Genomic DNA, 12,662 nt, shown 5'->3' on the forward strand with positions numbered 1-12,662 from the left:
CGCGAGACGAGGATCAATCAATGAAATATCGCCTGGGGCAATCCAGCGTCGACGTCCACCCCGAGAGTTGGGTGGCGCCGAATGCCACGCTGGTCGGCAAGGTCAAGCTGGAGCAGGGTGCCAGCGTCTGGTTCGGCGCGGTGTTGCGCGGCGACAACGAGCTGATCCACATCGGCGAGCAGAGCAATGTGCAGGACGGCAGCGTGATGCACACCGACATGGGCTTTCCACTGACGCTCGGCAAAGGCGTGACCATCGGCCATAACGCCATGTTGCATGGCTGCACGGTCGGCGATTACAGCCTGATCGGCATCAATGCGGTGGTGCTCAACGGCGCGAAGATCGGCAAGTACTGCATCATCGGCGCCAACACCCTGATCGGCGAAGGCAAGGAGATCCCCGATGGCTCGCTGGTGGTCGGCTCGCCGGGCAAGGTGGTGCGCGAGCTGAGCGAGGCGCAAAAGACGATGCTCGAAGCCAGCGCTGCGCACTATGTGCACAACGCGCAGCGTTACGCCCGCGACCTGGTCGAGCAGGACGGCTGATGGAGCACGAGCGCCCGGTTGCCTCGCCCTGCGTGCACATCTGTGCGCTGGACGATGACGACACCTGTATCGGCTGTCAGCGTACTGTTGCCGAAATCACCCGCTGGAGTCGCATGGACAATGCCGAGCGGCGCCAGGTGCTGCAGCTCTGTCATGCGCGGGCGCAAGCCCAGGGTGTACTGCTTTAACTCCGCCGCCTGGTGGCCTTTTATCCCTGTTAGTTCGAGGACTCTTCATGCCCCGTATCGGAACCCCGTTGTCGCCGAGTGCGACTCGCGTCTTGCTCTGTGGTTCAGGTGAGCTGGGCAAGGAAGTGGTGATCGAGTTGCAACGCCTCGGCGTCGAGGTGATCGCCGTGGATCGCTATGCCAATGCCCCGGCGATGCAGGTGGCGCACCGCAGCCATGTGATCGACATGCTCGATGGCGCGGCGTTGCGTGCGGTGATCGAGTTGGAACAGCCGCATTACATCGTTCCCGAAATCGAGGCGATCGCCACGGCGACCCTGGTCGAGCTGGAGAACGAAGGGTTTACCGTTATTCCCAGCGCACGTGCCGCGCAGTTGACCATGAACCGCGAGGGTATCCGTCGTCTCGCGGCCGAAGAGTTGGGCTTGCCAACGTCGCCATACCAGTTCGCCGACTCGCTCGAGGCGTGCCGGGCGGCTGTGCAGCAGATCGGTTTTCCCTGCCTGATCAAGCCGGTCATGAGCTCCTCCGGCAAAGGCCAGTCATTGCTGAAAACCAGCGATGACCTGGCGGCGGCTTGGGAGTATGCCCAGGCCGGTGGTCGCGCCGGCAGGGGGCGGGTCATCGTCGAGGGCTTTATCGATTTCGACTACGAAATTGCCCTGCTGACGGTGCGGCATGCCGGAGGCACCAGCTTCTGTGCCCCGGTCGGTCATCGTCAGGTCAAGGGCGACTACCAGGAGTCCTGGCAGCCGCAGCCGATGAGTGCGAAGGCCCAGGCCGAGGCCGAGCGGATTGCCCTGGCGGTCACGGATTCGCTGGGCGGTCGCGGGCTGTTTGGCGTCGAGTTGTTCGTCAAGGGCGATCAGGTCTGGTTCTGCGAAGTCTCGCCGCGGCCCCACGATACCGGTCTGGTCACGCTGATTTCCCAGGATCTGTCCGAATTCGCCCTGCATGCGCGGGCCATCCTCGGCCTGCCGATTCCGCTCATTCGTCAGCTCGGTCCCTCCGCTTCGGCGGTGCTGCTGGTGCAGGGTGATTCACGCCAGGTCAGTTTTGCCAACCTCGGTGCGGCGCTGGCCGAGCCTGACACGGCGCTGCGATTGTTCGGTAAGCCGGAAGTCAGTGGTCAGCGGCGCATGGGCGTGGCCTTGGCGCGCGACGAGTCGCTGCCGGCGGCGCGGGCCAAGGCCACTCGTGCGGCGCGGGCGGTCCGCGTCGAGCTGTGAGCTCACTGCGCGCATATGCCTGGTGGCTGACTGTGCTGGCCCTGTCGCCTGTGCTGGTGCCGCTGGCCATGCACACGCGCAGGCAGGCACTCAGGCTGTCGCCAGCCGAAGGTCCGCAGCGCGGGTTGGCTGGGGCTGATCTGGCGGGCGAGCCATTGCGCTTGCTGGTGTTGGGTGAGTCCACGGTGGTGGGTGTTGGCGTGAGCTGCTTGCGTGCGGCGCTGGTGGGGCGGTTGGCCGAGGCGCTGGCCGTTCGGCACGGCCGGCCGGTGGCCTGGCGTGCCTGTGGTGAGAACGGCATCACCGCCGTGCAGGCCTGTGAAAGGTTGTTGCCACAGGTGCTGGACGAGCCGTTCGATCTTGCGCTCTTGGTGTTCGGCGTCAACGATGTCACCCATCTGACGTCGCTGTCGCGCTGGCGCGTTGCGCTCGGCAACATGGCCGAGGCGCTGGCTGGGCGTGGTACGCGGGTGGCGTTCAGTGGTGTCCCGCCGCTGCAGCATTTCAGCGCCTTGCCCTGGCTGCTGCGGCAGGTGCTAGGCAAGCGTGCGGCTTTGCTCGATAGCTGCTTGCGCCAACTCGCCGCGCGCCTTGGTGCGGAGCACCATCCGCTGAGTCTGAAATTTTCCGCAGATTACCTGGCAGTCGACGGCTACCACCCGTCGCGCCTCGGTTATCGGATCTGGGCCGAGGGGCTGGCGGCGCGTGGCCTGTTTGCTCGGTTCGATTAGCCTACTTCGGATGCCCTGAGCCCTGAGCGGTGCAGTCATGGCGGCAATGACTCGTCGCCGCGACTTGGCGCCAACCCCCAGGCTGGCTGCGCCAGCCACTAATCTGCGGGTGTTTCGCTCGGCGAAGCGGCGTTGGCCTTCCAGGCTCGTACGCTTTTCACCCGGTTCTCCGACGACTGCAGGATTTCCAGGCGGTAAGGGCCGATCTTCAGGCATACGGCGCTGTCGGGAATGCTTTCCAGCGCTTCGGTGATCAGGCCGTTGAGGGTCTTGGGGCCGTCGCAGGGCAGGTGCCAGCCGAGCATCTTGTTCACTTCGCGGATGTAGGCGGCACCATCGATGACCTGGGTGCCATCGTCTTGCGGGTGAATGTCCGGGCTGCGCAGGGTGTTCTGGTTGCTGAAGTCGCCGACGATTTCTTCGAGGATGTCTTCCAGGGTCACGATGCCGATCACATCGCCGTACTCGTCGACGACGATGCCTATTCGGCGTTTCTGCTTCTGGAAGTTGATCAGCTGAGTCGACAGCGGTGTGTTCTCTGGCACGAAATAGGGTTCGTTGCAGGCGGCGAGCAAGTCGTCTTTGGTCAGCTGGTTCTGGCTCATCAGGCGCGCGATCTGGCGCATGTGCACGATGCCTTCGATCTGGTTGATGTTGTGGCGAAACACCGGCAGGCGCGTGTGGGTCGTGGTGGTGAGCAGGTTGATGATGGTTTCGATATCGTCTTCCAGGTCGATACCGGTAACTTCGTTGCGCGGGATCATGATGTCGTCGACCGTGACATTCTCCAGGTCGAGAATGCCGAGCAGCATGTTCTGGCGGTTTTTCGGCAGTTCATGGCCGGACTCACGCACCACGCTGCGCAGTTCTTCGGTGGTCAGGCTGTCGTTGCTTTTACTGGCCGGGTCGACACCCAGTAGCCTGAGCAGGCCGTTGCTGATCCAGCCAAGCAGAATGACCAGCGGGTAGAACAGCTTGAGCAATATCAGCAGCGGCAGGCTGAACGGGTAGGCAACTTTTTCCGGGTGCAGGGCTGCCAGGGTTTTCGGGGTGATTTCACCGAAAATCAGCAGCGCCAGGGTCAAGCCTATGGTGGCAATCGCGATCCCGGCTTCGCCCCAGAGCTGGATGGCCAGCACGGTGGCGATGGCCGAGGCCAATATGTTGACGAAGTTGTTGCCGATCAGGATGGTGCCGAGCAGGCGGTCCGGGCGGCTGAGCAGGTCGCTGACCCGCTTGGCGCCGCGGTGCCCTTCTTTGGCCATATGGCGCAGGCGATAACGATTGAGGCTGAGGATGCCGGTTTCCGAGCTGGAGAAGAATGCCGAGCAGGCGAGCAGGAAGAGCAGCAGGCCAATCAGAAAGCCAGGGTGAGCGTTTTCCACGGAAAATGGCCTAGATATGCAGAATGAATTCGCGAACCAGCTTGCTGCCAAAGTACGCCAACATCAGCAGGCAGAAACCGGCCAGGGTCCAGCGGATCGCCTTGTGCCCACGCCAGCCAAGCTGGTGTCGGCCCCAGAGCAGTACGGCGAAGACAGCCCAGGCGAAGAAGGACAGGATGGTTTTATGCACCAGGTGCTGGGCCAGCAGGTCATCGATGAAGATTGCACCGGACAGCAATGACAGCGATAGCAGAATCCAGCCGGCCCAGAGAAAGCCAAACAGCAGGCTTTCCATGGTTTGCAGCGGAGGGAAGTTCTTGATCAGTCCCGACGGGTGCTTGTGCTTGAGCTGATGGTCCTGCAGCAATAGCAGCAGCGCCTGGAATACGGCGATGGTCAGCATGCCGTAGGCCATGATCGACAGCAGGATGTGAGCGAGGATGCCCGGCGCTTCATTGATCGACTGCAGGGTGCCGGACGGCATGAACTGCGCCAGCAATACTGTCAGGCAGCCGAGCGGAAATAGCAGCAGTAGCAGGTTTTCCACCGGAATGCGGCTGCAGGCGAGCAGGGTCAATGCGATCACGGCAAAGGCAATCAGGCTGGCGGCATTGAAGAAGTCGAGCGACAGGCCGGATGCCTGGCTCATCTGCAGGAACAGGCTGGCGCCATGGAAGAGCAGGGCGAGCACACCCAGCAGCGCCAGCAGGCGTTTGTCGGGGGTGCTGCGCTGGCTCAGGCGCAGGCCTTGGTAGAAAGTGGCGCCGGCATAAAGGCTGGCAGCAGCGAGGCTGGGAAGCAGAGGGTGCATAAATCCTTGTTAGGCAAGCCCGAAAGGCGCTGAGTGTGGCATACAACAAGCATTTCACGAAAGACCGCTGACAGTGTCGGCCGGTGGGAGTCTTCGATATAATCGCTGGTCTGTTGCAAGCCCACCCTCGGCTCGATAGGGCCCGAAAGGAACGTGCATGTTCGAAAATCTAACCGACCGCCTCTCGCAGACGCTGCGCAATGTCACTGGCAAAGCCAAGCTGACCGAAGACAATATCAAGGACACCCTGCGCGAAGTGCGCATGGCGTTGCTCGAAGCTGACGTCGCATTGCCGGTGGTCAAGGACTTCGTAGCCAAGGTCAAGGACCGTGCGGTCGGAACCGAGGTGTCGAAAAGCCTGACGCCGGGTCAGGCCTTCGTGAAGATCGTGCGCGCCGAGCTGGAAGAGCTGATGGGCGCGGCCAATGAAGACCTGGTGCTGAATGTCACGCCGCCGGCCGTTGTGCTGATGGCGGGCTTGCAGGGCGCGGGTAAAACCACCACGGTCGGCAAGCTGGCGCGCTTCCTCAAGGAGCGCAAGAAGAAGACCGTGCTGGTGGTGTCGGCCGACGTCTACCGTCCCGCCGCCATCAAGCAGCTGGAAACCCTGGCTGCCGATATCGGGGTGACCTTCTTTCCCTCGGATCTCAGTCAGAAGCCGGTGGCGATTGCCGAGGCGGCAATCAAGGAAGCCAAGCTCAAGTTCATCGATGTGGTGATCGTCGATACCGCCGGTCGTCTGGCCATCGATGCCGAGATGATGGCGGAGATTCAGGCGCTGCATGCGGCGATCAAGCCGGCCGAGACCCTGTTCGTGGTCGATGCGATGACCGGCCAGGATGCGGCCAACACCGCCAAGGCCTTCGGTGATGCGTTGCCGCTGACCGGGGTGGTGTTGACCAAGGTCGATGGTGATGCGCGTGGTGGTGCGGCCTTGTCGGTGCGGCATGTCACCGGCAAGCCGATCAAGTTCATCGGTATGGGCGAGAAGAGCGATGCGCTGGAGCCATTCCATCCGGACCGTATCGCTTCGCGCATCCTCGGCATGGGCGACGTGCTCAGCCTGATCGAGCAGGCCGAGCAGACACTCGACCGCGAGAAAGCCGACAAGCTGACCAAGAAGCTGAAGAAGGGCAAGGGCTTCGATCTCGAAGACTTCCGTGACCAGCTGCAGCAGATGAAGAACATGGGCGGTCTTGGCGGCCTGATGGACAAGTTGCCGCAGATGGGTGGTGTCAATCTGGCGCAGATGGGTAACGCCCAGGGCGCGGCCGAAAAGCAGTTCAAGCAGATGGAAGCCATCATCAACTCGATGACTCCGGGCGAGCGACGTGATCCTGATGTCATCAGTGGCTCGCGCAAGCGGCGCATCGCCATGGGCTCCGGGACTCAGGTGCAGGACATCGGTCGCCTGATCAAGCAGCACAAGCAGATGCAGAAGATGATGAAGAAGTTCTCGGCCAAAGGCGGCATGGCCAAGATGATGCGCGGCATGGGCGGTATGATGCCGGGCGGTATGCCGAAGATGTAACTGTGAGCGACAAGCAGCAAGCCAGGGACCTCGGCCTGCAGCTTGTCGCTGCTGTTTTGCAATGCCTTTTCTGTCTCTGGGAAAAAGGCTTTGCAAAAGTAGTGATAATCCTTAGAATATGCGGCCTTTCGGGCCTTGTGCCCTATGCTTGCATTTTTTTGTTTTGCAGCACCGACTACAGGAAAGAAGTTCAATGGTAACCATCCGTCTTGCCCGTGGCGGCTCCAAAAAGCGCCCGTTCTACCACCTCACCGTGACCAATAGCCGCAATCCGCGCGATGGTCGCTTCGTTGAGCGTATTGGTTTCTTCAACCCGGTTGCTTCGGGTGCTGAAATCAAGCTGTCGATCAACCAAGAGCGTGCCACTTACTGGCTCGGTCAAGGTGCACAGCCGTCTGAGCGCGTTGCTCAGCTGCTCAAGGAAGCTGCCAAGGCTGCTGCCTAAGCAACCTTATGAGCATGACGCCAGCTCCCGCCGAGGACTTAGTGGTCCTTGGCAAGATATTCTCGGTGCATGGCATAAAGGGTGAGGTGAAGGTGTTTTCCTTTACTGATCCTTTGACCAACGTGCTCGATTATCCTCGCTGGACGCTCAGGCGTGACAACGAGGTCAAGCAAGTCGAATTGGCTAGTGGCCGCCTGCAAGGCAAGGTTCTGGTAGCAAGGCTCAAGGGTCTCGATGATCGCGAGGTAGCACGTAGCTATGCCGGTTTTGAGATTTGTGTGCCGCGCAGCCAGTTGCCTGATCTGAGCGAAGGCGAGTTCTACTGGTATCAGTTGGAAGGTCTCAAGGTTATCGATCAGGTGGGGCAATTGCTCGGCAAGATCGACCATTTGTTCGAGACCGGTGCCAACGATGTGATTGTGGTCAAACCCTGCACCGACAGCCTGGATGATCGTGAACGCCTGTTGCCCTATACGGAACAATGCGTGTTGTCGATTGACCTGGATGCCGGCGAAATGCAGGTCGACTGGGATGCGGACTTCTAAGCCTGATGCCAAATCTGCGCGTTGAAGTCATTACGCTGTTCCCGGAGATGTTTACCGCAATCAGCGATTACGGCATCACCAGCCGTGCGGTGAAACAGGGCTTGTTGCAATTGACCTGTTGGAACCCGCGGAGCTACACCACGGACCGCCATCACACTGTTGATGATCGGCCTTTTGGTGGCGGTCCGGGCATGGTGATGAAGATCAAGCCGCTTGAGGATGCCTTGCTCGATGCCAGGCAGGCCGCAGGTGTAAAAGCGAAGGTGATTTACCTATCGCCGCAGGGTCGTCAGCTGACGCAGTCAGCCGTACGCGAACTGGCGAACGAGGAGGCTTTGATCCTCATTGCCGGGCGCTACGAAGGCGTCGATGAGCGTTTCATTGAAGCGCATGTCGATGAAGAATGGTCGATTGGGGATTACGTCCTGTCTGGCGGTGAGCTGCCGGCCATGGTGCTGATCGATGCGGTGACGCGCCTTTTGCCTGGTGCATTGGGTCATGCATGTTCGGCCGAGGAGGATTCCTTTACGGATGGCCTGCTCGACTGCCCGCATTACACTCGTCCGGAGGTGTATGCGGATAAGCGTGTTCCTGAGGTGCTGCTCGGCGGCAACCATGAACACATCCGGCGCTGGCGTTTGCAGCAGTCCCTTGGTCGGACCTGGGAACGCCGTGTCGATCTTCTGGATAGCCGCTCGCTTTCTGGGGAAGAGAAAAAGCTGCTGGAGGAATACATCCGCCAGCGGGACGATAGTTAATGTATCGATGACCGGCCAGACGGCTTGTCTTAGGAGCGCAGCATGACCAACAAGATCATTCAGCAAATCGAAGCTGAGCAGATGGGCAAAGTAGTCCCTCCCTTCGCCCCGGGTGACACCATCATCGTCCAGGTGAAAGTGAAGGAAGGCGACCGTGAGCGTCTGCAGGCATTTGAAGGCGTGGTAATCGCCAAGCGTAACCGTGGTCTGAACAGCGCCTTCACTGTGCGCAAGATCTCCAACGGTGTTGGTGTAGAACGTACCTTCCAGACCTACAGCCCGCTGGTCGACAGCCTGGCCGTCAAGCGTCGCGGCGACGTGCGTAAAGCCAAGCTTTACTACCTGCGTGACCTGTCCGGTAAGGCAGCACGTATCAAGGAAAAACTGGGCTAAGCCTCAGCTTCCTTATGAAAAGCAGCCTTCGGGCTGCTTTTTGCGTTTATGGGGCGGGCTGGGCGAAGCGTGTGGCCTGATCTGCGTCCCGATTACCCGTCTGGCTAGGCGCTCGGCCTCATGCCGCGATGCGGCATTGTGGCAGCCACGTCCATGGCTGCTGGAGAGTCGCAGGCGCTGCAAGGCGGGCATGGCTCGGATGGAGCAGGTGCCAGGCATGGTTGCGGCACGTATTTGGCTAACCGCCCATGGTCGCGCGGATGGCCGGCCGTAGCGTCTGCTGATACTCGGTCGTGACCAAGAGGCTTGCGCCTGCCGGGTCTCTGGTGTGTGGATCATCTGAGGTGGGCTGCCATGCGCGTACAGATCAGGATTTGGCCGAGATATGGATACGCCTGCCTTGGTTGATCGCCCGTCCGGGGGGCTGTTGGTTCAGTCGTTGCTCAGGTAGTCTGCAGGCTATTGTGCTCCGCGCCCGCGGTGTTCGCCGTTTGCGTTTCTATCAGTGACACCAGGGTCCAGCCGGTCTGCGGTTGCAAGTTGTGGCCTGGCGTTGCCACGTGCACCCAGCCCTCACGGTCGCGAGCGAACAGCAGGGTAGCGCGCGTGCCATGCAGGGCCTGGTAATCGTTCCAGCCGAAGCCGTCGGTCAATGTTGTGTTGTACAGTTCGGCGCCATGGGACAGGCGGCTGGCTGCATGAGGGTAGGTCAGGGGCTGACTGCCCAGTGGTCGACCACGGTGTTCGTCGCTGGCGCGGTGCTTGTCGCCGCGGCGACTTTCCTGGCCGCTTGCCAAGCTGAACAGGCGCGTGGCACCGAACTCATGGCGAAAGCGCATGCTCGCCAGGGTGTTCAGTTCGCCGGCCGGCGACAGCGCCAGCAGGTGGCCGAGGCCGACCAGATCCAGGTGCGCCTCGGCATGTTGCGAGGCCGGATTGCCGAAATAGGTCGGCAGGTTCTCCATGCGCGCGGCACGCATGTTTTCCCAGCTGGAGTCGGTGAGCAGTACGCGACAGTTGAGTTGTTGCAGGGCCTTGCCAATCGCTCGGGCGACTGAGTTGGCGCCAACGATGAGAAAGCCGCTGGGCGCCGGTTCAGCCACCTTGAGCAGTTTTGCCAGCGGGCGGGCGGTGGCGCTCTGTAGTACCACGGTGCCGATGATGACCGCAAAAGTCAGGGGCACCAGCAGCTGGGCACCGTCATGGCCTGACTCGCTCAGGCGAATGGCGAAGGTCGCCGAGACCGCTGCGGCGACTATGCCGCGTGGGGATATCCAGGCGAGCAGGGCGCGCTCGCGCCAGTTGAGGCTGGAGCCAAAGGTAGACAGCGCCACGCTGAGTGGGCGGGCGACGAACTGAATGACGGCCAGCAGCAGCAACACTGCCGGTCCCATCGCGAGCAGGGCGCCGAGGTCCAGGCGTGCGGCGAGCAGAATGAACAGGCCGGAAATCAGCAGCACGCTGAGGTTTTCCTTGAAGTGGAGGATATCCCGGACATCCACGCCCTTCATGTTGGCCAGCCACATGCCCATCAGGGTGACCGCGAGCAGGCCGGACTCGTGCATGACCTGGTTGGCGCCAATGAACACCCCGAGGACGGTGGCCAGCACGGCGAGGTTATGCAGGTAGTCTGGCAGCCATTGCCGCCGCAGTACTTGACCGAGTGCCCAGCCACCGGTCGCGCCGAACAGGCAACCGCAGAGGATCACTCCGGCGAAGGTGCCCAGGCCATGGTTCCAACCGTCGCCGTCACCGCTGGCGATAATGAAGCTGTAAACGACCACGGCAAGCAACGCGCCAATCGGGTCGATGACGATACCTTCCCAGCGCAGGATGTTCGACACCGAGGCTTTCGGGCGTACCACGCGCAGCATCGGTACGATCACGGTGGGCCCGGTGACCAGGGTCAAGGTGCCGAACAGCAGGGCCATGTCCCAGGCGAAGTCGAGCAGGTAGTGGGTGGTGACGGCGATAGTCGCCCAGGTGGTCAGTGCGCCTACTGTTACCAGGCGTCTGACCACGCTGCCGATTTCGCGCCATTCGGACAAGTGCAGGGTCAGGCTGCCTTCGAACAGGATCAGCGCCACGGACATCGAGACGATGGGGAATAGCAGTGGGCCGAACAGCGCCTGTGGGTCAAGCCAGCCGAGAATTGGCCCCGCGAGTATGCCGCTGATCAGCAAAAATAGAATGGCCGGCAGGCGCAGGCGCCAGGCCAGCCACTGACAGGCGAGGGAGGCTGCACCAATGACCGTGAAGGCAAGGAGAATTTGTTGCTCGTCCATCGGTGATCCTTGTGTGCGCACTACTAGTCGGGCATGACCAGGCTGTGAAAGACTAACCCGCTTTCAATTGCCGCCATAGTCTCCCATGCCCGCCATCGATCACCCGCTGATTGACCGTTTTCTCGATGCCCTGTGGCTGGAGAAAGGCTTGTCCGTGCACACTCGGGCGGCCTACCGCAGTGATCTGGCGTTATTCCATGGCTGGCTGCAGGCGCGCGATCTGGAGTTGGTCGGCGCCGGCCGTGAGCTGATCCTCGATCATCTGGCCTGGCGCTTGAATGAGGGCTACAAGGCCCGCTCGACGGCGCGGTTGATCTCGGGGTTGCGCGGCTTTTATCGGTTCTTGTTGCGTGAAGGGCTGATCGGCACCGATCCGACTCTGCAGGTCGATATGCCGCAGCTCGGCAGATCGCTGCCCAAGTCCCTCTCGGAGGCGGATGTCGAGGCACTGCTGGCGGCGCCGGAAGTGGATGAGCCGATCGGTCTGCGTGACCGTGCCATGCTCGAGGTGCTGTATGCCTGTGGCTTGCGGGTCAGCGAGTTGATCGGCCTGACCCTGGAGCAGGTCAATCTGCGCCAAGGCGTGCTGCGGGTGTTCGGCAAGGGCAGCAAGGAGCGCCTGGTGCCGCTGGGCGAAGAGGCGATCCTGTGGATCGAGCGCTACAATAAAGAGGCGCGAAATTTATTGTTGGGCGGGAAGCCGAGTGACGTGCTGTTTCCCAGTTCGCGCGGCGAGCAAATGACCCGGCAGGCCTTCTGGCATCGGATCAAGCTGCAGGCCAGAGTCGCTGGCATCGCCAAGAGTCTCTCGCCGCATACCTTGCGTCATGCGTTTGCTACTCATTTGCTCAATCACGGTGCCGATCTGCGGGTGGTGCAGATGCTGTTAGGGCACAGCGATCTGTCGACCACGCAGATTTATACCCATATCGCTCGAGCGCGCCTGCAAGAGTTGCATGCCCAGCACCATCCGAGGGGCTGAAGTGGCCGTCCGACCTGCTGTGGTCTGCCTTTGCGGGCATCTATGGTAGGCTGTTGCAACCTTTGTTTGCCCGACGCTCGTTAGGAGTATGCATGCGCGTGACCCGCATTTTCGCAGCCGTGGCCCTCGGTCTTGCCAGCAGCCTGAGCCTGGCCGCCGACCCTGACCAGCTGATCCGCAAGAGCCTGCAGTCGATCCAGCCAGACCTGCCTATCGAAGCGATTGCCGAGAGTCAGATGCCCGGTGTGTATCAGATTCAGCTCAAGGGCGGCCGCCAGCTGTACGCCAGTGCCGACGGCCAGTTCCTCCTGCAGGGCTATCTGTTCCAGATTCAGGACGGCAAGGCGGTCAACCTGACCGAGCAGCATGAAACCAAAGAGATCGCCAAAGAGATCAACGGCATTCCGACCCAGGAAATGGTGATCTTTGCGCCGGAGCAGGCCAAGACCCACATCACCGTGTTCACTGACACCGATTGCGGTTACTGCCAGAAGCTGCACAGCGAAGTTCCGGAGCTCAATCGCCTGGGCGTTGAGGTGCGCTACGTGGCCTTCCCGCGCCAGGGGTTGAGCAGTCCGGCCTATAAAGAGCTGGTCAGTGTCTGGTGCGCCAAGGATCGCCAGGCGGCGATGAACCTGGCCAAGACGCGCCAGGAGGTCCCCGCTGCCGAATGCGCCAATCCGGTGGCCAAGCAATACGCCCTGGGGCAGACGATCGGGGTCAGTGGCACGCCGGCGATCGTCTTGGCCAACGGTAAACTGATACCCGGCTACCAGCCCGCGGCGCAACTGGCCAAGCTCGCGCTCGACGCCAAGTGATTGCGGGCCTCAGGCC

The 12,662-nt window shown here is 61.4% G+C and carries 14 protein-coding genes; 11 read left to right on the forward strand and 3 right to left on the reverse strand.

The window, feature by feature from the left end:
* Positions 1-20 precede the first annotated feature (20 nt).
* The 4 genes from PH586_RS03250 (at position 21) to PH586_RS03265 (ending at position 2,693) form a co-directional block, all read left to right on the forward strand.
* Positions 21-545 carry a gamma carbonic anhydrase family protein gene (locus tag PH586_RS03250; RefSeq protein WP_271346318.1) on the forward strand — a complete coding sequence of 175 codons (525 nt, stop codon included), beginning with the start codon at positions 21-23 and terminating at the stop codon, positions 543-545.
* Positions 542-733, forward strand: a complete 192-nt coding sequence (locus tag PH586_RS03255) for a DUF1289 domain-containing protein (protein ID WP_271346459.1) — start codon at positions 542-544, stop codon at positions 731-733. Before PH586_RS03250 ends, PH586_RS03255 begins: the two co-directional genes overlap by 4 nt.
* Before the next feature lie 47 nt (positions 734-780).
* Positions 781-1,962, forward strand: coding sequence for a formate-dependent phosphoribosylglycinamide formyltransferase (gene purT / locus PH586_RS03260; RefSeq protein ID WP_271346319.1), 1,182 nt, complete (start codon positions 781-783; stop codon positions 1,960-1,962).
* Positions 1,963-2,030: 68 nt separating this feature from the next.
* The gene (locus PH586_RS03265) at positions 2,031-2,693 is read left to right on the forward strand and encodes an SGNH/GDSL hydrolase family protein (RefSeq protein WP_271346320.1); all 663 of its coding nucleotides are present in this window, start codon (positions 2,031-2,033) and stop codon (positions 2,691-2,693) included.
* A 98-nt stretch (positions 2,694-2,791) separates the two neighbouring features.
* On the opposite strand, the gene PH586_RS03270 is transcribed toward PH586_RS03265, so the two are convergent.
* Entirely contained in the window at positions 2,792-4,078 is a 1,287-nt protein-coding gene (locus PH586_RS03270) for an HlyC/CorC family transporter (RefSeq protein WP_271346321.1), read from the reverse strand.
* A 10-nt stretch (positions 4,079-4,088) separates the two neighbouring features.
* Positions 4,089-4,889, reverse strand: a complete 801-nt coding sequence (locus PH586_RS03275; protein WP_271346322.1) for a cytochrome C assembly family protein — start codon at positions 4,887-4,889, stop codon at positions 4,089-4,091.
* Positions 4,890-5,046: 157 nt separating this feature from the next.
* On the opposite strand from PH586_RS03275, the gene ffh reads away from it, so the two are divergent.
* The 5 genes from ffh (at position 5,047) to rplS (ending at position 8,561) form a co-directional block, all read left to right on the forward strand.
* Positions 5,047-6,420 (forward strand): signal recognition particle protein, encoded by a 1,374-nt coding sequence (gene ffh / locus PH586_RS03280; protein WP_271346323.1) that lies wholly within the window; start codon positions 5,047-5,049, stop codon positions 6,418-6,420.
* Between the two features lie 193 nt (positions 6,421-6,613).
* Positions 6,614-6,865: a 30S ribosomal protein S16 gene (gene rpsP / locus PH586_RS03285; protein WP_238039762.1), complete on the forward strand. Its 252-nt coding sequence runs from the start codon at positions 6,614-6,616 to the stop codon at positions 6,863-6,865.
* 8 nt (positions 6,866-6,873) lie between these two features.
* Positions 6,874-7,410 carry a ribosome maturation factor RimM gene (gene rimM / locus PH586_RS03290; RefSeq protein WP_271346324.1) on the forward strand — a complete coding sequence of 179 codons (537 nt, stop codon included), beginning with the start codon at positions 6,874-6,876 and terminating at the stop codon, positions 7,408-7,410.
* Between the two features lie 5 nt (positions 7,411-7,415).
* Entirely contained in the window at positions 7,416-8,168 is a 753-nt protein-coding gene (gene trmD, locus PH586_RS03295) for a tRNA (guanosine(37)-N1)-methyltransferase TrmD (protein WP_271346325.1), read from the forward strand.
* Positions 8,169-8,210: 42 nt separating this feature from the next.
* Entirely contained in the window at positions 8,211-8,561 is a 351-nt protein-coding gene (rplS, locus tag PH586_RS03300; RefSeq protein WP_238039759.1) for a 50S ribosomal protein L19, read from the forward strand.
* 443 nt (positions 8,562-9,004) lie between these two features.
* Here the strand turns inward: rplS and PH586_RS03305 are convergent, their stop codons facing one another.
* The gene (locus PH586_RS03305) at positions 9,005-10,846 is read right to left on the reverse strand and encodes a cation:proton antiporter (protein WP_271346326.1); all 1,842 of its coding nucleotides are present in this window, start codon (positions 10,844-10,846) and stop codon (positions 9,005-9,007) included.
* Positions 10,847-10,931: 85 nt separating this feature from the next.
* On the opposite strand from PH586_RS03305, the gene xerD reads away from it, so the two are divergent.
* Complete coding sequence (gene xerD, locus PH586_RS03310) at positions 10,932-11,828, forward strand: site-specific tyrosine recombinase XerD (RefSeq protein WP_271346327.1); 897 nt, start codon at positions 10,932-10,934, stop codon at positions 11,826-11,828.
* Between the two features lie 92 nt (positions 11,829-11,920).
* The gene (locus PH586_RS03315) at positions 11,921-12,646 is read left to right on the forward strand and encodes a DsbC family protein (RefSeq protein ID WP_271346328.1); all 726 of its coding nucleotides are present in this window, start codon (positions 11,921-11,923) and stop codon (positions 12,644-12,646) included.
* Positions 12,647-12,662: the final 16 nt, after the last annotated feature.

This window comes from Pseudomonas aestuarii, assembly GCF_027988105.1.
Taxonomy (GTDB): domain Bacteria; phylum Pseudomonadota; class Gammaproteobacteria; order Pseudomonadales; family Pseudomonadaceae; genus Aquipseudomonas; species Aquipseudomonas aestuarii.